At 59.8% G+C, this 19,558-nt stretch carries 18 protein-coding genes; 15 read left to right on the top strand and 3 right to left on the bottom strand.

Features of this window, described 5'->3' with window-relative positions; genetic code table 11:
- Positions 1-90 precede the first annotated feature (90 nt).
- Positions 91-1,437, bottom strand: coding sequence for a spinster family MFS transporter (locus tag AC3ZU9_RS18745; protein WP_012722658.1), 1,347 nt, complete (start codon positions 1,435-1,437; stop codon positions 91-93).
- A 252-nt stretch (positions 1,438-1,689) separates the two neighbouring features.
- Between AC3ZU9_RS18745 and AC3ZU9_RS18750 the strand changes: the two genes are divergently transcribed.
- The 3 genes from AC3ZU9_RS18750 to AC3ZU9_RS18760 all read left to right on the top strand — a co-directional run bounded on the left by AC3ZU9_RS18750 (position 1,690) and on the right by AC3ZU9_RS18760 (position 6,828).
- A complete protein-coding gene (locus tag AC3ZU9_RS18750) occupies positions 1,690-2,055 on the top strand; it encodes a YkgJ family cysteine cluster protein (protein WP_012722657.1) in 366 nt (121 codons plus the stop codon).
- A 126-nt stretch (positions 2,056-2,181) separates the two neighbouring features.
- Positions 2,182-4,446, top strand: coding sequence for a putative bifunctional diguanylate cyclase/phosphodiesterase (locus AC3ZU9_RS18755; protein WP_102061760.1), 2,265 nt, complete (start codon positions 2,182-2,184; stop codon positions 4,444-4,446).
- Positions 4,447-4,650: 204 nt separating this feature from the next.
- Entirely contained in the window at positions 4,651-6,828 is a 2,178-nt protein-coding gene (locus AC3ZU9_RS18760) for a hypothetical protein (RefSeq protein WP_012722655.1), read from the top strand.
- Between the two features lie 303 nt (positions 6,829-7,131).
- Here AC3ZU9_RS18760 and AC3ZU9_RS18765 read toward each other — a convergent pair whose 3' ends face one another.
- Positions 7,132-7,434, bottom strand: a complete 303-nt coding sequence (locus tag AC3ZU9_RS18765) for a DUF2288 domain-containing protein (protein ID WP_010212359.1) — start codon at positions 7,432-7,434, stop codon at positions 7,132-7,134.
- 342 nt (positions 7,435-7,776) lie between these two features.
- Between AC3ZU9_RS18765 and AC3ZU9_RS18770 the strand changes: the two genes are divergently transcribed.
- From AC3ZU9_RS18770 to AC3ZU9_RS18810, 9 genes are all read left to right on the top strand, one after another.
- Entirely contained in the window at positions 7,777-8,904 is a 1,128-nt protein-coding gene (locus tag AC3ZU9_RS18770) for a branched-chain amino acid ABC transporter substrate-binding protein (protein WP_012722654.1), read from the top strand.
- A 229-nt stretch (positions 8,905-9,133) separates the two neighbouring features.
- Positions 9,134-10,057: a high-affinity branched-chain amino acid ABC transporter permease LivH gene (gene livH, locus AC3ZU9_RS18775; protein ID WP_003172375.1), complete on the top strand. Its 924-nt coding sequence runs from the start codon at positions 9,134-9,136 to the stop codon at positions 10,055-10,057.
- Complete coding sequence (locus AC3ZU9_RS18780; RefSeq protein ID WP_012722653.1) at positions 10,054-11,307, top strand: high-affinity branched-chain amino acid ABC transporter permease LivM; 1,254 nt, start codon at positions 10,054-10,056, stop codon at positions 11,305-11,307. The genes livH and AC3ZU9_RS18780 overlap by 4 nt, the downstream gene beginning before the upstream one ends.
- Positions 11,304-12,071 carry a high-affinity branched-chain amino acid ABC transporter ATP-binding protein LivG gene (gene livG, locus AC3ZU9_RS18785; protein WP_012722652.1) on the top strand — a complete coding sequence of 256 codons (768 nt, stop codon included), beginning with the start codon at positions 11,304-11,306 and terminating at the stop codon, positions 12,069-12,071. Before AC3ZU9_RS18780 ends, livG begins: the two co-directional genes overlap by 4 nt.
- Position 12,072: 1 nt before the next feature.
- Positions 12,073-12,774, top strand: coding sequence for an ABC transporter ATP-binding protein (locus tag AC3ZU9_RS18790; RefSeq protein WP_010212366.1), 702 nt, complete (start codon positions 12,073-12,075; stop codon positions 12,772-12,774).
- 171 nt (positions 12,775-12,945) lie between these two features.
- The gene (locus AC3ZU9_RS18795; protein WP_012722651.1) at positions 12,946-13,242 is read left to right on the top strand and encodes a BufA1 family periplasmic bufferin-type metallophore; all 297 of its coding nucleotides are present in this window, start codon (positions 12,946-12,948) and stop codon (positions 13,240-13,242) included.
- 23 nt (positions 13,243-13,265) lie between these two features.
- On the top strand, positions 13,266-14,144 hold the full coding sequence (gene bufB / locus AC3ZU9_RS18800; protein ID WP_490091166.1) for an MNIO family bufferin maturase: 879 nt from the start codon (positions 13,266-13,268) through the stop codon (positions 14,142-14,144).
- Positions 14,141-14,917, top strand: a complete 777-nt coding sequence (locus tag AC3ZU9_RS18805) for an HvfC/BufC N-terminal domain-containing protein (protein ID WP_490091167.1) — start codon at positions 14,141-14,143, stop codon at positions 14,915-14,917. Before bufB ends, AC3ZU9_RS18805 begins: the two co-directional genes overlap by 4 nt.
- Positions 14,914-15,399 (top strand): DoxX family protein, encoded by a 486-nt coding sequence (locus tag AC3ZU9_RS18810; protein ID WP_093544009.1) that lies wholly within the window; start codon positions 14,914-14,916, stop codon positions 15,397-15,399. Before AC3ZU9_RS18805 ends, AC3ZU9_RS18810 begins: the two co-directional genes overlap by 4 nt.
- Here AC3ZU9_RS18810 and AC3ZU9_RS18815 read toward each other — a convergent pair.
- Positions 15,396-16,304, bottom strand: coding sequence for a LysR family transcriptional regulator (locus tag AC3ZU9_RS18815; protein WP_012722647.1), 909 nt, complete (start codon positions 16,302-16,304; stop codon positions 15,396-15,398). The genes AC3ZU9_RS18810 and AC3ZU9_RS18815 overlap by 4 nt on opposite strands.
- Before the next feature lie 104 nt (positions 16,305-16,408).
- Here AC3ZU9_RS18815 and AC3ZU9_RS18820 point away from each other — a divergent pair, with 104 nt between their 5' ends.
- From AC3ZU9_RS18820 to AC3ZU9_RS18830, 3 genes are all read left to right on the top strand, one after another.
- Entirely contained in the window at positions 16,409-17,008 is a 600-nt protein-coding gene (locus AC3ZU9_RS18820; protein WP_012722646.1) for a short chain dehydrogenase, read from the top strand.
- Positions 17,009-17,104: 96 nt separating this feature from the next.
- Entirely contained in the window at positions 17,105-17,776 is a 672-nt protein-coding gene (locus tag AC3ZU9_RS18825; RefSeq protein ID WP_012722645.1) for a COG3650 family protein, read from the top strand.
- Positions 17,777-17,883: 107 nt separating this feature from the next.
- Positions 17,884-19,497 carry an NAD(P)/FAD-dependent oxidoreductase gene (locus AC3ZU9_RS18830; RefSeq protein WP_093544011.1) on the top strand — a complete coding sequence of 538 codons (1,614 nt, stop codon included), beginning with the start codon at positions 17,884-17,886 and terminating at the stop codon, positions 19,495-19,497.
- Positions 19,498-19,558 lie beyond the last annotated feature (61 nt).

Genomic DNA, 19,558 nt, shown 5'->3' on the forward strand with positions numbered 1-19,558 from the left:
CTCATCGGGGGCAAGCCCCCTCCCACACGTTGATTTGTGAACGCAGTCAAATGTGGGAGGGGGCTTGCCCCCGATGGCGTCACTGCGGTCTCAAACAGCAACCGCCGCAGCAGGTACCTCCACCCCGCTCAACCCCTCTTTCATCTTCTTGGCATCCCGCACAAAGCTGCGCGACGCCTGGAACAGAAACAGCATGGTCAGGAACAACGCCACCGGAATCAGGTACATGGCGTCATGCAACCCCACCGCCTTGTAAGCCTCGGTCATCTGCTCCGCCCCCGCCGCATACATCGCCGAATGAGCAAAATGGTCGGACAAGCCCCCTACAACGATCGGCCCCATGCCGCCACCCAACAAATACAGCCCGGCAAAAAACAGCGCCATCGCCGTGGCCCGCAGGCGCGGTTCGACCACATCCTGGATCGCCGTGTACACGCAGGTGTAGAAGTTATAGGCGAACAGCCAGCCCACACTGAACAACGCCACAAACACACCAATCTCAATGCGCCCGGCGTGCAACGCCCAGGCCGTGGTCACGGTGGAGATGATCAGGCTGAACGCAGCGAACAGCAGCCGGCCGTTGGCGACACGCTGATGGATCTTGTCGGCGATCCAGCCACCCAGGGTCAGGCCCACCAGGCCGGTCAGGCCGACGATCACCCCGGTTGCCACGGCGGCATCCTGCAACGGCATCAGGAAATAACGCTGCAACATCGGCACCAGGAATGAGTTGCAGGCATAGGTCGCGAAGTTGAAGCACAACCCGGCCAGCACCAGCCACAGGAAGGTCGGCACCGCCAGCACGCGGCGGATCGGGCGGTCGACGCGTTCCTGTGAAACCTGCACGGTTTCCGCCGCGCCGCGCTTGGGCTCCTTGATATAGAACATGAACACAGCAAGGATCAGCCCCGGCACCGCCGCGATAAAGAAGGGTGCACGCCAGCTGTCGAACGCCTTGACCATCCAACCGATGGTGAAGAACGCCAGCAACAGACCCAACGGCAGCCCCAGCATGAAAATCCCCATGGCCCGCGCGCGGCGGTGCGCCGGGAACAGGTCGCCAATCAATGAGTTGGCGGCTGGCGCATAGCTGGCTTCGCCAATGCCAATGCCCATGCGCACCAGCAAAAACGTCCAGAAACTGCCGACCAGACCGTTCACCGCCGTCAGCCCGCTCCAGGCGAACAGGCCCCACCCCATCAGTTTGCTGCGCGAGCCGGTATCGGCCAGTCGCCCGAGCGGCAGGCCGGCAATGGCGTAGACGATGGTGAAAGCGGTGCCGATGATGCCGAGCTGGAAGTCACTCAGGTGCCATTCCATGCGGATTGGCTCGATGATGATCGCGGGAATGGTGCGATCGAAGAAGTTGAACAGATTGGCGAGGAACAGCAGGAACAGAATGCGCCAGGCATTCGCCGCTTGGGTCGAGTTCTGCATGGGTCCGTCTCTTTTATTGTTATGAGAGCTGCGATGCCCGATGCATCCTGCCCGGTACCTGCAACATAGTCAGGCGGGCGAGGCTTGTCTGTAATGATTCGTAAAGCTGATAGGGCATGATTTCACCCGGCATCCTGGGACTTTCCCTACGGAAAATATAAGTTCTGTCCCCTCTTCCCAATGGCCATGGCACGGATAGAATGGCGAGCCTTCCTGTAACACCCCATTCTACTTTTCTTATCGATGACGCCCATGTCCGAAGCCAGTCCGTGTCTGAATTGCGGTGCCTGTTGTTCACACTTTCGTGTGTCTTTCTTCTGGGGTGAATGCGCCTCGTCGGGAGGCACGGTGCCCGATGACTTGGTGGTGCAAATCAACCCGACCCGCGTGGCAATGATCGGCACCGACCAGAAACCTGCGCGCTGTTGCAGCCTTGAGGGTGAAGTGGGCCAGGCCACCCGTTGCACGATCTACGAGCAGCGTTCGAGCGTATGCCGCGAATTCGAGTCCTCGTGGTACCAAGGCGTACAAAACGTCGATTGCGATGCCGCACGCGCAGCGTTTGGCCTGGCCCCCCTGGAAGCCCCCTTCGAGTTGACACTGCCCATCAGCGCTTAGCATCAAACGCTATGGGAGGCATGCCAAAATGGTTCACAGCAATGTGGCAAATTCCGCGAGGCTTCTATACTGGACCTCATAGGTCATCGCCGTAGGCAGTGACGTGACTCTATGACGGGACATGCTATGGAATGGCTAGGTCTGCATTTTTTTACCGGACTTCCAGAGAGCGGGCACTTATTACTCAATTGCAGTCATAACCCCTTCCTGGTACTCCTGGCCTACCTGGTCGCTTGCGCGGCGGGTTTCGGCACGCTGGACATGGCCGAGCGCGTCGGCCACGTCGAGGACCCTACCGCAAGACGCCACTGGCGCTGGCTCGGCGCCGGCTGCCTGGCAGGCGGGATCTGGTCCACTCACTTCATCAGCATGCTGGCCTTCCAGGCGCCAATCGCGATTCACTACGACCTGTTGATGACGTTCGCGTCCTTGATGATCGCCCTGATCGCGTCGCTGTTTGCCATGCAAACGCTCAGTCATTCCAGCCTACGCTTCCACCAGTATGTGCTGGCGTCTATATGGATGGGGATCGGCATCGCCTTGATGCACTACGTGGGCATGTCGGCCATGCGTTCCCAGGCCCAACTGTATTTCGACTCGGGATTGTTCCTGGCCTCGGTGGGCATCGCCATGGGTGCGAGCCTGGCCGCGTTGTTGCTGTCGAGTCACTTGCGCACGGGCACCGGCGTGTTTCATCAACTGCTCAAATACGCCGCCAGCCTGGTCCTGGGCGCGGGAATCCTGAGCATGCATTTTACGGGCATGGCGGCCCTGCAGTTGATCGTCCCCGCCGGCGCTGACCTCTCACTGCCTTCGGATAACAACCCCATTCAACTGGGGTTGTCGGTGGCGGTCATTACCCTGCTGGTCATTGGCAGCAGCATCAGCGCCGCCCTGGCCGACAAGAAGCTGCAACACAAAGAACGCGACCTGCGCCGGGTCAATGCCCTGCTCAGCGAACTGGACCAGGCCCGCGCCTCCCTGCAACAGGTAGCCCATTACGACGCCTTGACCAGCCTGCTCAATCGGCGGGGTTTCAATCAGATCTTCGCGGAGAAACTCGCCGAAAAAGCCGCGTCAAACGGCATGATGGCAGTGATCTTCCTCGATATCGACCACTTCAAGCGCATCAATGACAGCCTCGGGCATGACGCCGGTGACCAATTACTCACCGTGCTGGCCGCGCATATCAAGGGCTCGGTGCGCAGCCATGCGGATGTGGTGGCGCGGTTTGGCGGTGATGAGTTCTGCATTCTGATCAGCATTCACCACCGCGACGAAGCCCGGCACCTGGCCCAGCGCATCATGCAAAAGATGAAGGAGCCCATCGAACTGGCTGGCCGCCGTATGGTGATGACCACCAGCATCGGCATCAGCCTGTATCCCGATGATGGCCTGACCTGCGAAGAGTTGCTCAAAACCGCTGACCTGGCGCTGTACCAGTCCAAGGACGCCGGGCGCAACAGCCTGAACTTCTTCAGTTCCAACCTGAAAACCCGAGCCTTCCTCGAACTGCAACTGGAAGAAGAACTGCGCGGCGCCCTGCGCACCCGTAACCAACTGGTGCTGTTCTACCAACCGATCTTTGACATGAAACTGGGCAAGGTCACACGGCTGGAAGCCCTGGTGCGCTGGCAACACCCACAGCATGGGCTGCTGGCACCGGACCGGTTTATCGGTATCGCCGAAAGCAACGGGCTGATTGCCGAATTGGACCACTGGGTGCTGCGCCAAGCCTGTCATGACCTGAGCCTGCTGTCTGACCGGGGCTATACCGAATTGACCATGGCGGTGAACTGCTCGGCCCTTAACCTGGCACGGGATGAACTGGCGGACGAAATCGAGGATGCGCTGCGTTTCAGTGCAATTGCCGCCAACCGCCTGGAACTGGAAGTCACCGAAAACGCGCTGATGGGCAACATCAGCAGCACCCTGGCGCTGCTGCGGCAAATCCGCGCGCTAGGCGTGTCGCTGGCCATCGACGACTTTGGTACCGGCTATTCGTCCCTGGCCTACCTCAAGCGCCTACCCCTCAACACCTTGAAGATCGACCGCTCGTTTATCCAGGACATTCCCAAGTCCACCGCCGATATCGAGATTGTCCAGGCGATTATTGGCATGGCCCATACCCTGCACCTGGAGGTCGTCACCGAAGGCGTGGAAACCCAGGCGCAGTTCGAGCTGTTGCTCAAGCATGGCTGTGATTTCGTCCAAGGCTACCTCTTGAGCCCGGCAGTGCCCGCCAGCGACATCATCGGTGTCATGCAGGGTATCAACTTGCGCAACCCACTCTATCCGCACAGCCTGGTGGGCGCCAAAGACAGCAGCGCACCGAAAGAGCCTGCTCCCACGCGCAAAGGCAACACGTCCATCGTCAGGCCAATTCGCTGACGCCTAAACTTTGGCATTTCGCCATCATTTGCCTAAAGAACGCCGACGAACGGCCGATTCATCAGAGTCCGGCCAGGTTTTCCCTGAGCACAACAGGGTCAAGCCCGATCGTCCCGGACAAGGACGCACTGCAAAGTCGCGAACTCCCATTCCGTGATGGCCATTTGATACTTTTCAGCCATCCGCCCAGGCACATGGCGCACAATGACTTCTAAAAATAACTCTGCCACCGTGGTATCCGACGTGTTGCTCCCAGCTCCTGCGGAAAAACCCTCAGGTTCAAAGTCATTGAGCACCGCCCGCCCGCTGGCCACTCAGCAATACCTGTATTTCACCGAAACCAATACCGACCGCATCCTCGACAACCTTGATGGCCTGCGCGACATGGTGTTCCCTCGCCCGCCCCACCTGGAAGGCGACAGCGATCCGCGCACCGAGCAGGAATTCCCGTCGGTGTGCCTGATCGGCCTGGGCCGTTGCGGTTCGAACATCGCGCTGGATGTAGCGGAGCTGGTGTACAACGCCCGCAAGTTCTACTTGAACGAGTTCAGCAACGAAGATAAATCACAGGACAAGGGTTACAGCCCGGCCCAGTGGATCCGCAACAACCTGCGCCTGGGCAGCGGCAAGGCCAGCAAACCGGTGTTCCTGGTAGAACCGCTGGTGATGCTCGGCGACCTGGACAAGGACATCGCCGGGCGCATCCGTTTTTCGCGCAAGGGCGAGAAAAGCGGTTTCCTGCGTGACTACAGCAAGATGAAAATCATGGACCTGTCGGAGGTCCACGCCGGTGGCGCCGGTAACGCGCCGATCCTCGGCCAGTACCTGGCCAAGATCATCCTCAACAAAGACACCCAGCGTTTTTCCAGCCCCGACTGGAAGATGATCCACTCGTATTTGATCGACTCCTGCGGCATCAAGGCCAACCAGTCGCGCCTGTACTTCTCAATCTTCAGCGCCGGCGGCGGTACCGGCTCGGGCATGGCCTCGGAGTTCGGCCTGGCCCAGCAGCACTCGTACATGAACAAGACGTTCGACACCAAGCCCGCCGACGAGCACGACAGCAAGAGCGGCCACGCCTTTGTATTCGAGCCGATCTTCACCAGCGGCATTTGCGTGCTACCGAATATCTCCGACCACCGCAGCGAAATGTCCGAGGCGCTGCACATCAACGCCGGACGGCTGCTGTGCAAATACCTTTCGGAAGAATGGGATTTCTCGTACAACTTCGCCAATGAAGACAGCAGCGAAGCCAGTGTGAAGGGCCGTATCCGGCCGTGGAACGCGATGATGCTGATCTCCAACGACATCATGCGTTATGCCGAAGAAAGCGATGACGGCAATATCCAGAACATTGACGTCAATGCCATGGAAAAACACGCCAACCAGTATATTTCCCAGCAGATCTTCAACATCCTCACGGCCCAGGCCGTGACCACCGACTACGACCAGAACTACTTCCGCCGCGCCGGTATCGACATCGGCGAAACCATTCGCCTGGATGCCAATGACCTGTTCATGAGCCTGGCCGGCCCGGTGGCGATTGCCTACGCCGAGTCAGTGGTCCCGGAAACGCCGGCACCGTCGAATGACAAATTCAAGGTCTTCGAGAAAGAGCCCCAGCGCCTGAACATCGACGACCTGTTCTTCCGCTCCATCGACCTGCCGCACTTCAACAAGGTCACCCAGGCCATCGAAGGCATCAGCTTGCTGCCGATCGAATCCAAGCGCTACAAGGCCTCCCTGGAGCAGTACAAGAACTCCGGCTACGACGCGGCCGCGCTGCATGACCTGCATTTCTTCAAAAACTGCTCGTCGGTGGTGTCCATCGTGTCGCTGCCCAAGGACTACAAGCTGTCCTACATGGACCTGAACCGGCTCAAGACCCACCTCAACAGCTTGTTCCCCAACACCACCCTCAAGCGCTACGCGCTGGTGATCGGAGCCTCGGCCAACCTGTCGTTGACCACCCTGATCGCGAAAAGCCCGTGCCTATCGGATGACTTCCTCACGTTGATCGTGGCCTTTATCAAGCGCTGCTTTGCACGTAACCCGTACCGCTTCGATGACACGCTGGACAACTCGATCCTGGACTTCATCATCCACGAAGACTTCGATGAAGACCGCATCGACGAGTTGCTCAACGAGTTCGAAAACCCGGCAAAGATCCTCGATACCAACTGGTACGCGATCAAGCCGATGTATGAGAAGAAGTACCGCGAGCTGATCAACGACAAAGACAAGTTCGTGTCGATCAATGACATTCGCCTGTCACGGGACTGCGTGAAGAAAGCGATCAAGTACCTGCGCGAGATTTATCGTCACCGCATTGGCAAGACCAAGGTTATTTCGTTGAATAACCATACCGGGAAAACCGCCTAGGCCGCGTTGCCCTCTTCGCGAGCAAGCCCGCAGTTGACCGCATTTCCGCAGGATGCGCACGGTCAACGGTGGGAGCGGGTTTGCTCGCGTGTGCGGCAGTCCAGACAACAGATATCTACGGTCCCGGCACACTTGGAAACAATTGCGCAGCGATTCCACCAGCGCCCTAACTGTTCCCATGCCGTGCACGTCACCCTCACCTGTGACCTTTCTCCACGGCAACATGCCATCACGGCGTCAGCAGTTACTCCGCTACACACTTGCCACAGCAAAAAACACGCACCTTTTTCGTGCAGCCCTTTCTTACACTGCCCTTTCCTGGATCAGAATCCACGGCGATACCACCACCGCCCATAGGCTCGGATCACGTTCAACCAGGTCCAATGCCCGCGTCGCAGACACCTCGCCAAGGCTCCCTGCGGCCAGCCAGGCAGCGACTTTGTCGCGGTTGTCCTCAGCCATTCCCTCGGCAGCCTCGATCAAATCCAGGCCGGCGTCGACCCACAATAGGGCACCCTTGGCAAAGAACGGCTCAAGCTCCTTCCAGGAAATTTCGGCGGTTTCTCCGAGCAGCTTGGCATAGAGGGTGCTAGGTTCTTGCGTCATGGGTGTTCACCTTGGGGAAAAATCGGCGCAATCATAGCGTCACGCCTCAAGCAGAAAAACCCAGTTGCAAATGAGTCATCGAGAGAAAGTGTCAGGAACGCCAAGGATTGCCCGAAACTCTGGCATCACCCCGCCGCAATTCTGTCTTTTTCTTTCATTTAAGCGACACACCCGGCTTTTGCCCCCAGCAGCCAGCTTTTCAACCGATCAACCGGCGCTCTACACTGTACCGGTACAGTTGCCAGGGCACTGCCGGGGGGGATATCCGAGATATCTGATCCGGTTCTGCAGCTCACAAGGCCGCTAGAACTATAAAAAAGACAACAGCAAGAGTGGAGCACTATGAATAAGGCTACTAAGCAGATTTCCAAACTGTTTGCCGCTATGGTCCTGGCTGGGGTTGCCGGCCATTCGTTCGCAGCCGACACCATCAAGATCGGCATCGCCGGGCCTAAGACCGGCCCCGTGACGCAATACGGCGACATGCAATTCATGGGTGCCAAGCAAGCCATCGCCGACATCAACGCCAAGGGCGGCGTCGACGGCAAAATGCTTGAAGCCAAGGAATACGACGACGCTTGCGATCCAAAACAAGCCGTCGCCGTCGCCAACAAAGTGGTCAACGACGGCGTCAAGTTCGTGGTCGGTCACCTGTGCTCCAGCTCCACTCAGCCAGCCTCCGACATCTATGAAGATGAAGGCGTGATCATGATTACCCCGGCGGCTACCAGCCCGGAAATCACCGCCCGTGGCTACAAGCTGATCTTCCGCACCATCGGCCTGGACAGCGCGCAAGGCCCAGCGGCCGGCAACTACATCGCCGACCACGTGAAGCCGAAAATCGTTGCCGTCCTGCACGACAAACAGCAATACGGTGAAGGCATCGCCACTGCCGTCAAACAGACCCTCGAGAAAAAAGGCACCAAGGTTGCCGTCTTCGAAGGCCTGAACGCCGGCGACAAAGACTTCTCCTCGATCATCCAGAAACTCAAGCAAGCCAACGTCGACTTCGTCTACTACGGCGGCTACCACCCTGAGCTGGGCCTGATCCTGCGCCAAGCCAAGGAAAAAGGCCTGAACGCCAAGTTCATGGGCCCAGAAGGTGTCGGTAACGACTCCATCTCGCAAATCGCCCAGGGCGCTTCCGAAGGCCTGCTGGTAACCCTGCCGAAATCCTTCGACACCGACCCGGCCAACAAAGCCATCGTTGAAGAGTTCGCCAAGAACAAGCAGGACCCAACCGGTCCATTCGTGTTCCCAGCCTACTCGGCTGTTGAAGTGATCGCTGCCGGCATCACCGCTGCGAAGAGCGAAGACACCGGCAAAGTGGCAGCCGCCATCCACGCGGGCACCTTCAAGACCCCTACTGGCGACCTGAGCTTCGACGCCAAGGGCGACCTGAAGGACTTCAAATTCGTGGTCTACGAATGGCACTTCGGTAAACCAAAAACCGAAGTTTCCCCTCAGTAAGCCAGGCGTTACTGGTCCAACAAGCCCACTGTGAGAGCAGTGGGCTTTGTTTTACGAGGTTTATGGGCCTGACACCCGCGATCCGGGCGCTGGCTCACCTGAAAATCTTAAAACCGTCACCAGCGGTTCGCTGGCAAACGCTTTGTGCAAATGTGCTCACAGAACACAGCACGGGGCCGGAACATGACTCCACCAGTGAAATGCGTATCGGGTTTTTAGGAGCGCTGTAATGCCTGAGATCTATCATTTTTTCCAACAGCTGGTTAATGGCCTGACCATTGGCAGCACCTATGCCTTGATAGCCATTGGCTACACAATGGTTTACGGCATCATTGGAATGATCAACTTCGCCCATGGCGAGGTGTACATGATTGGTTCCTACGTGGCCTTCATCGCCCTTGCCGGGCTGGCCATGATGGGTATCCACTCCCTGCCGCTGTTGATGACCGCTGCGTTCCTTGCGTCGATCGTCGTAACCAGTGCCTATGGCTACAGTATCGAGCGCGTTGCCTACCGCCCCTTGCGTGGCAGCAACCGTTTGATCCCGCTGATTTCCGCCATCGGCATGTCGATTTTCCTGCAGAACACCGTATTGCTGTCCCAGGACTCCAAGGATAAATCCATCCCCAACCTGATTCCGGGGAGCTTCTCCTTCGGCCCGGGCGGTGCGGAAGAAGTCCTGATTTCCTACATGCAGATCCTGGTCTTCGTCGTCACCCTGGTGGCCATGCTGGGCCTGACCCTGTTCATCTCCCGCTCCCGTCTGGGGCGCGCCTGCCGGGCCTGTGCCGAAGACATAAAGATGGCCAACCTGCTGGGCATCAACACCAACAACATCATCGCCCTGACCTTCGTGATCGGCGCTGCGCTGGCAGCCGTTGCGGCGGTGCTGCTGAGCATGCAGTACGGCGTGATCAACCCCAACGCCGGTTTCCTGGTGGGCCTCAAGGCCTTTACCGCAGCGGTATTGGGCGGCATCGGCAGCATTCCGGGCGCCATGCTCGGTGGCCTGGTGCTGGGTGTGGCCGAAGCCTTTGGTGCCGATATCTTCGGCGACCAGTACAAGGACGTCGTGGCGTTCGGCCTGTTGGTTCTGGTGCTGTTGTTCCGTCCGACCGGCATCCTGGGCCGTCCGGAGGTTGAGAAAGTATGAGCAGATATCTTAAATCGGCGTTTTTCAGCGCCTTGCTGGTCTGGGCCGTGGCGTTCCCGGTACTGGGCCTCAAGCTGAGCATTGTCGGCATCAACCTGGAAGTGCATGGCACCGGTCCCGTGACCCTGACCATCATCGCCCTGTGCTCGGTGTTGATGTTCCTGCGCGTGCTGTTCACCCAGCAGGTCGGTGCACTGTTCAAGTCCAACCGTGGCCCACTGGTGTCGCCCAAGGTCAGCCAATTCCTGACGCTGCCACGCACCCAGCGCTACATCATCATCGGCCTGATCGTCGCCGCGTTGATCTGGCCATTCTTCGGCTCGCGCGGTGCGGTTGATATCGCCACCCTGATCCTGATCTACGTGTTGCTGGGCCTGGGCCTGAACATCGTGGTGGGCCTGGCCGGTCTGCTTGACCTCGGTTATGTCGGCTTCTACGCCGTGGGTGCCTACACCTACGCACTGCTGTCGCACTACCTGGGTTGGAGCTTCTGGATCTGTCTGCCGCTGGCAGGCATGGCGGCGGCCACGTTCGGCTTCCTGCTGGGCTTCCCGGTACTGCGCCTGCGCGGTGACTACCTGGCGATCGTGACCCTGGGCTTCGGTGAAATCATCCGGCTGTTCCTGCGTAACCTCACCGATATCACCGGTGGGCCGAACGGCATCAGCAGCATTCCCAAGCCGACGTTTTTCGGGCTGTCGTTCGACCGTACCGCCGCCGAGGGCATGCAGACGTTCCACGAATATTTCGGGATCGACTACAACCCGGTGAGCAAAGTGGTGTTCCTGTACCTGGTGGCGCTGCTGCTAGCACTGGCGGCACTGTTCGTGATCAACCGCCTGCTGCGCATGCCGATCGGCCGCGCCTGGGAAGCACTGCGCGAAGATGAAATCGCCTGCCGCGCCCTGGGCCTGAACCCGACCATCATCAAGCTCTCCGCCTTTACCCTGGGTGCTGCGTTCGCCGGTTTCGCCGGCAGCTTCTTCGCCGCTCGGCAAGGTCTGGTCACGCCGGAGTCGTTCACCTTTATCGAGTCGGCGATCATCCTCGCCATCGTGGTACTGGGTGGCATGGGCTCGCAACTGGGCGTGATCCTGGCCGCGATCGTGATGATCCTGCTGCCGGAAATGATGCGTGAGTTCAGCGAATACCGCATGTTGATGTTCGGCGCCATGATGGTGCTGATGATGATCTGGCGTCCTCAAGGCCTGCTGCCCATGCAACGTCCACACATGGAGCTGCGCAAATGAGCCGCGAGATCCTGAAAGTCGAAAACTTGAGCATGCGCTTCGGCGGCTTGCTGGCGGTCAATGGCGTGGCCCTGACCGTGAAAGAGAAACAAGTGGTCGCGTTGATCGGCCCGAACGGCGCCGGCAAGACAACGGTGTTCAACTGCCTCACCGGTTTCTACAAGCCGAGCGGTGGCAGCATCCTGCTCGACGGCCAGCCGATCCAGGGCCTGGCCGGTCACGAGATCGCCCGTAAGGGCGTGGTGCGGACCTTCCAGAACGTGCGCTTGTTCAAGGACATGACGGCGGTCGAGAACCTGCTGATCGCCCAGCACCGTCACTTGAACACCAACTTCTTCGCCGGCCTGTTCAAGACCCCCGCGTTCCGCAAAAGCGAGCGCGAGGCCATGGAGTACGCCGAGTACTGGCTGGACAAGGTCAACCTGACCGAGTTTGCCAACCGCCCGGCCGGCACCCTGGCCTACGGTCAGCAACGCCGCTTGGAAATCGCCCGTTGCATGATGACCCGCCCACGGATCCTCATGCTCGACGAACCAGCGGCCGGCCTGAACCCCAAGGAAACCGAAGACCTCAAGGCGCTGATCGGCGTGTTGCGTGAGGAAAACAACGCCACGGTGTTGTTGATCGAACACGACATGAAACTGGTCATGAGCATTTCCGACCACATCGTGGTGATCAACCAGGGCACGCCGCTGGCCGACGGGACGCCGGAGCAGATCCGCGACAATCCTGAAGTGATCAAAGCCTATTTGGGGGAAGCGTAAAATGCTGCAATTCGAAAACGTTTCCACTTTCTACGGCAAGATCCAGGCCCTGCACAGCGTCAACGTGGAAGTGCGCCAAGGTGAAATCGTCACGCTGATCGGTGCCAACGGCGCCGGCAAATCGACCTTGCTGATGACCCTGTGCGGTTCGCCCCAGGCCCACAGCGGCAGCATCCGCTACATGGGTGAAGAACTGGTGGGCCAGCAGTCGTCGCAGATCATGCGCAAGAGCATTGCGGTGGTGCCGGAAGGCCGTCGGGTGTTCTCGCGCCTGACCGTGGAAGAGAACCTGGCCATGGGCGGGTTCTTTACCGACAAGGGCGACTACCAGGAGCAGATGGACAAGGTGCTGCACCTGTTCCCACGCCTCAAGGAACGCTTCAGCCAGCGCGGTGGCACCATGTCCGGCGGCGAGCAGCAAATGCTCGCCATCGGCCGTGCGCTGATGAGCAAGCCCAAGCTGCTGCTGCTGGACGAACCTTCACTGGGCCTGGCGCCGATCATCATCCAGCAGATCTTCGACATCATCGAACAACTGCGCAAGGACGGTGTGACGGTGTTCCTGGTGGAGCAGAACGCCAACCAGGCGCTGAAAATCGCTGACCGTGCCTATGTGCTGGAAAACGGTCGGGTGGTGATGCAGGGTACGGGCGAGCAGTTGCTGACGGATCCGAAAGTGCGTGAGGCGTACCTGGGCGGCTGATAAAGCCGATCGGAAAAAACCATGAGAGGAGCCGGGAAACCCGCTCCTCTTTTTTTTGCGGAAAAACAAAAGATTTTCCCTACAGGCTTGTAACGATTTTCTCCGTACCGTCTCTAGAGGTGTACGCAGGCACCCATGCCTGCCACCTCAACCCACTGCTGGAGATACACCATGACTACCAAACTGTCCGCCGCTACCCTCGTACTGGCACTCGGTTCGGCCTTGAGCCTGTCCGCGCTGACCACCACCGCACACGCAGCCGACGACATGCAGAAATGCTTCGGTGTCGCCGAAGCGGGCAAAAACGATTGCGCCGCAGGCGCCGGCACTTCCTGCGCCGGCACCTCGAAAACCAAAGACCAGGCCAACGCCTGGAAACTGGTCCCAGCCGGCACCTGCCTCAAGACCCCAAGCTCCACCTCGCCGACCGGCTTCGGCCAGGAAGCAGCCTTTACCGCCAAGTCCTGATCCCTCGCGAAACCTGAGTACTGATGATGACTCTTTCATCCCTGCAAGCCGTCTCCCAGGCTCAGGCGCCCGGCCTCCCACGCAGGGCCGGGCTAGGGCTCAAGCACGAGCACTTCGTTGAAGTGCTCGAAACCGCACCCGATATCGGTTTTTTTGAAGTGCATGCCGAAAACTACATGGTGGCCGGCGGCCCGTTTCATCACTACCTGGGGCTGATCCGCGAGCAGTACCCGCTGTCATTGCACGGCGTAGGCCTGTCCATCGGGGGCGAAGGACCGCTGAACCGTGAGCACTTGACGCGGTTGGCCACGCTGATCGAGCGCTATCAACCCCACTCCTTTTCCGAACACCTGGCGTGGTCCAGCCACGGCCCGGTGTTCCTCAATGACCTGTTGCCCCTGGCCTACGACAGCGCCACCCTGCAACGGGTGTGCGAACACGTGGACCAGGTACAGAGCACCCTCAAGCGGCCGATGCTGCTGGAGAACCCGTCGACCTACCTGCAGTTCCAACGCTCAACCCTGGACGAGACCGATTTCATAAGCGAGATCATTCGCCGTACCGGGTGCGGCCTGTTGCTGGATGTGAACAACGTCTACGTGTCGTGCATCAACCACCAGCTCAACCCACTCGCCTACATCGATGCCCTGCCGTTGCACGCCGTGGGTGAAGTTCATCTGGCCGGTTTCGCCGAAGACGCTGACAGCCTGGGCGACCGCCTGTTGATCGATGACCACGGTTCGCCCATCGATAACGCCGTGTGGCAGCTCTACGAACAAGTACTGGCACGCATCGGCCCGATGGCGACGCTGATCGAACGGGACAATCAGTTGCCGGCGTTCAGCGTGCTGCTGACGGAAGCTGAACAGGCCGACTGGCATCTTTCACAGGTGATCCCATGAGCCTTCATGACGACTTCACCGCGGCCTTGCTGGCGCCGGAACAGGCGTGTCCGGATGGTTTGTTCAGCAGTAACGGTGCCGATCCAGCCAGTCGCTTCGCGGTATACCGCAACAATGTGCACAGCGCGTTGATCAACGCATTGGTGACGGCATACCCGGTGACGCTGCAACTGGTGGGCGATGAATTCTTTCGCGCAATGGCGAGCGTCTACGTCCAGGGGCACGCGCCGACCAGCCCATTGATCAGTGAGTACGGCAGCACGCTCGCCGATTTCATCCAGGGCTTCGAACCGGCGGCCAGCGTGCCCTACCTGGCAGATATTGCCCGCCTGGAACGCTTGCGGGTTTGCGCGTATCACGCGAGCGACAGCCCCCCCTTGGATCAACAGGCCGTGCTGCTGGCATTGCAAGATCAAGCAGACCTGGGAGCGCTGCGCCTGCAACTGCACCCGTCCGTGGGCACCCTGGACTCCGCGTATGCGGTCGTGACGGTGTGGGCGGCGCACCAGACCGAGGGCGGCCTGGCGACCCTGGACCCGTGGAACGCCCAGAGTGCGCTGGTATTGCGCCACGGCCTGGAGGTCAAGGTTTTCGCCATCAATCGAAGTTCAGTGGCGTTTATCAACAGCCTGGCCCAAGGCCTGACCTTAGAAAAAGCCGTGGAACACGCGCTCGATGCGTCACCCGACTTCGATCTGCACCGATGCCTCACGCTGCTGATCAGCCACAGCGCCATCACTCATTTGCATCTAAAACACAAGGTATCGCCATGAACACTCACCCTTCATACCTGATCAAACGGGTCATCCAACTCTTCGAACAAATTCCCTACAGCCTGATTGCCTTTGTCGCGCGCTTTTCCATTGCCGCGGTGTTCTGGAAATCCGGGCAAACCAAAGTCGAAGGCTTTGCCATTGATTTGATCAGCGGTACTTTCCAGCTCGGCACACCGAAACTGGCGGCTTCGACACTGCCGCTGTTTCGCAGTGAATACCATGTGCCGCTGCTTTCGCCTGAAGTGGCGGCACCTATGGCTGCGTTTGCCGAGCACTTTTTCCCGGTGCTGATCCTCGTCGGGTTCGCCACGCGCTTTTCGGCCTTGGCCCTGATCGGCATGACCCTGGTGATTCAGCTGTTTGTCTACCCGGACGCCTACCCGACTCATGGCACCTGGATTGCGCTGCTGTTACTGCTGATGGCCAAAGGGCCGGGGCGCGTATCCATCGATCACCTGATCGCCCGTCGCTACGCTTAAAGCCGATCCAACGCCTCGCCACTGCGCTTGAACCAATCCACCAGGTAGTCGGCCAACACCTGGGTGCGACGCGGCAGGCCGCCCTGATAGGGGTGCACCAGGTACATCGGCATGCTCCGCGTCTGATAATCGCGCAGGAGCCAACGCAATCGGCCGTCAGCCAATTCCGCCGGCAGTACATAGGATGGCAGGCGCGCGATACCCGCGCCCACCAGCGCGGCCTTTTTCAACAGGTTGTAGTGATTGGAGGCAAAGGTGCCACTGACCCGCACCCGCAACAATTCGTGCTGCTGGTGGTACAACCACTCCTCGCGACCGCTGTAGTGACTGTTGAGCAGGCAGATATGCGCGGCCAGGTCAGCCGGCGTCTCGGGTTCGCCATAGTGCTCGAGGTAGGCCGGGCTGGCGCAGGTCATCTCATGCCAGGCCAGCAACGGCTTGGCCACCAGGCGCTCGTTTTCAATCGCGCCTGAGCGTACGCCCAGGTCAAAGCCGTCCCGGGCCAGATCACGGTAGCGGTTGTTGAGCTCCAGCTCGATCTGCACCTGCGGATACTGTTTGGAAAACTCCAGTAACAAGCCATCGAAAAAGGTTTCGCCCAGCGACACCGGAACCGTCATACGCACAGGCCCGGCCAGGTCATCCTTAAGCCGAGCCAGTGCCTGGCGGGCGCGATCCACTTGCACCACCAATGCCTGGGCCTGGGGCAGCAATGCCGCACCCGCAGCAGTCAGGCTGAGTTTGCGCGTGGTGCGGTGCAGCAATACCACGGAAAACTGCGCCTCCAACTGGCTGATCCGCTTGGACAGCTGCCCTTTGCTGCAGCCCAGTTGCTCGGCGGCCAGGGTGAAACTACCGGCTTCTATCAGTACGGCAAAGGCCGCCAGATCATCCATCTCGCTCACGGATTGTTTCCATTTGAAAACCAAAGGTTGCCTATTAGCACGTTTATCCATCGAAAAAGCCACTCTAGACTGACCCTTCACTTAACCCCTGGAGGAACAGCACCATGAAAATCCTATTGATTGGCGCCAGCGGCACGATTGGCTCGGCGGTCAAGACCGAACTCTCTCAGCGTCACGAAGTGATCAGCATCGGCCGCAGCGGCGGCGACTTCCGGGTGGATATCAGCGACAGCGCCTCAATCCGTACACTGTTCGAACAGACCGGCAAGTTCGATGCCCTGATCTGCGCAGCCGGCAGCGTGAACTTCGTGCCGCTGGGCGACATGCGCGAAAGCGACTTCGAGCTGGGCCTGCGTGACAAGCTGATGGGCCAAGTCAACCTGCTGCTGATCGGGCGTGAATATGCCAACGACGGCGCCTCGTTTACCTTCACCAGCGGCATTCTCAACCGCGACCCGATCCGCACAGGCGCTTCGGCTTCGTTGGTCAATGGCGCCATTGACGCCTTCGTAAAAGCCGCCGCAATCGAATTGCCGCGCGGCCTGCGCGTCAACTCCGTCAGCCCGACCGTACTGTTGGAAGCCATGGGCAGCTATGCGCCGTACTTTCGTGGCTACAAACCGGCGCCCGGAGCCGAGGTGGCATTGGCCTACGCGAAAAGTGTCGAAGGCTTGCAGACGGGTCAGACCTTTATCGTTGGTTAAATCGGATGCCTGTCGGAATTGACTGAAGCTGGCGACCGGGGTTGTGATGCAACGCAGGTCTGCGTAACGTGGCGGCACTTGTCTGGAGACCCGATAATGCGTGCCGCCCATAGCCTTGCCCTGTTTGCCTTGCTTCCCCTGTTCGCCGCCTGCCAGATGTTCGACAGCGAGCCGGCAAAGCCCTCTCTCGCGGGACTGACCCGTATGCAGGGCGAACTCACGGCGGTCGGCGGCAAACTGTTGTTCCAGCCGTGCAACGACAAACGCAACTACGTGGTCAACGACACCAGCGGCACCAGCGTCCTGCAGGAGGCGGCCTCCTTGGCCGGCCAGCAAGGTGCGCTGTTCGCTGACCTGCGTGGCCAGTTCTCCGGCGTTGCCAGCGGCACCCAGGGCAGCGTGGACCTGCAACAGCTCTACCGCATGGAGCGCTCGACCTCGGCCTGCAACGACCCGGACTTCAAACGCACGATCCTGCGCGCCAATGGCCACAACCCGGCCTGGTCGATGAACGTCACCGCCAAGGGCATGGTGCTGCAGCGCGAAGGCCAGCCGCCACTGGCGGTGCCTTATGTGGAAGAGCAAATCGGCGAAGGCCGCTTCAACCTCATGACCGAAGCCAACAACCAGAAAGTCGAACTGTGGGTAGCCCCGCAGCGTTGCGTCGACCCGGTCAGCGGCAGCCTGCAGCACATGAGCGCCGAGTTGCGCGTCAACGGCCAGGTGCAACGGGGTTGCGCAGCGTTTGGCGGTTCGCGCGACGACTGACTGGGCCCCTGTGCTTTTTTAACCTGACGGGAAACGGCCTTTGGGGCTTATAATCGCCGGTTTGCAAAACAGCCGGCCTCATTGCCCGCCGCCCACCGGATCCTGTCATGTTACGAATCACCGAACTCAAGCTGCCCATCGACCATCCTGAAGAGGACCTGCGGCCTGCCATCGTGCAACGCCTGGGCATCGCCAGCGATGACCTGCTCGACTTCACCCTGTTCAAGCGCAGCTACGACGCCCGCAAGAAGTCGTCGGAGTTGTGCTTCATCTACACCATCGACTTGAACGTGAAAGGCGAAGCCGCCCTGCTGCTCAAGTTCGCCGATGACCGCAACGTCAACACCGCACCGGACGTCAGCTACAAAGTCGTGGGCCATGCGCCGCAAGGCCTGACAGAACGCCCTATCGTCGTCGGCTTCGGCCCCTGCGGGATCTTCGCCGGGCTGTTGCTGGCGCAGATGGGCTTCAAGCCGATCATCCTCGAGCGCGGCAAGGAAGTGCGCCAGCGCACCAAGGACACCTGGGGCCTGTGGCGCAAAAGTGTGCTCAACCCCGAGTCCAACGTGCAGTTCGGTGAAGGCGGCGCCGGGACCTTTTCCGACGGCAAGCTGTACAGCCAGATCAAGGACCCGAAATTCCACGGTCGCAAAGTCCTGCACGAGTTCGTCAAGGCCGGCGCGCCGGAAGAAATCCTTTACGTCAGCAAACCACACATCGGCACGTTCCGCCTGACCGGCGTGGTAGAAAACATGCGCGAGCAAATCATCGCCCTCGGCGGTGAAGTGCGCTTCGAACAGCGGGTGACCGACGTACTGATCGAAGACGGCCAATTGAACGGCGTGGTCGTCGATGGCGACGAGCAAATCCTCTCCAAGCACGTGATCCTGGCCCTGGGCCACAGCGCCCGCGACACCTTCCGCATGCTCCATGGTCGTGGCGTGTACATGGAAGCCAAGCCGTTCTCGGTGGGCTTCCGCATTGAACACCCGCAATCGCTGATCGACGCCGCACGCCTGGGTAAGTATGCCGGGCACCCGAAGCTCGGCGCTGCCGACTACAAGCTGGTGCACCACGCCAAGAACGGCCGCTCGGTCTACAGTTTTTGCATGTGCCCAGGCGGTACCGTGGTGGCAGCCACGTCAGAGCCGAACCGCGTCGTGACCAATGGCATGAGCCAGTACTCGCGTAACGAGCGCAATGCCAACTCCGGCATCGTGGTCGGCATCACGCCTGAGGTGGATTATCCGGGTGGCCCGCTGGCAGGTATCGAATTGCAGGAGCGCCTGGAGTCCCACGCCTACATTCTCGGCGGCAGCACCTATGAGGCTCCCGCGCAGTTGGTCGGTGATTTCATCGCCGGCAAGCCGTCCACGGCGATAGGCAGTGTGGAACCGTCCTACAAACCTGGCGTGTCCCTGGGTGACCTCGCCCTGGCCTTGCCGGACTTCGCCATCGAGGCGATCCGCGAAGCGTTGCCTGCGTTCGAGAAGCAGATCAAGGGCTACTCGCTGCACGATGCGGTGTTGACCGGTATCGAGACGCGTACCTCATCGCCGCTGCGGATTACCCGCAACGAATCGATGCAGAGCTTGAACGTGAAAGGCCTGTTCCCGGCCGGTGAAGGTGCGGGTTATGCCGGTGGGATTCTGTCGGCGGGTGTGGATGGGATTCGGATTGCCGAGGCATTGGCCCGGGATATGTTGGGCATCGAAGCCTAAAACACCGCGATCCAAATGTGGGAGGGGGCAAGCCCCCTCCCACATTTTGCTTTGTGCCGGG

The organism is Pseudomonas sp. A39, from assembly GCF_058145955.1.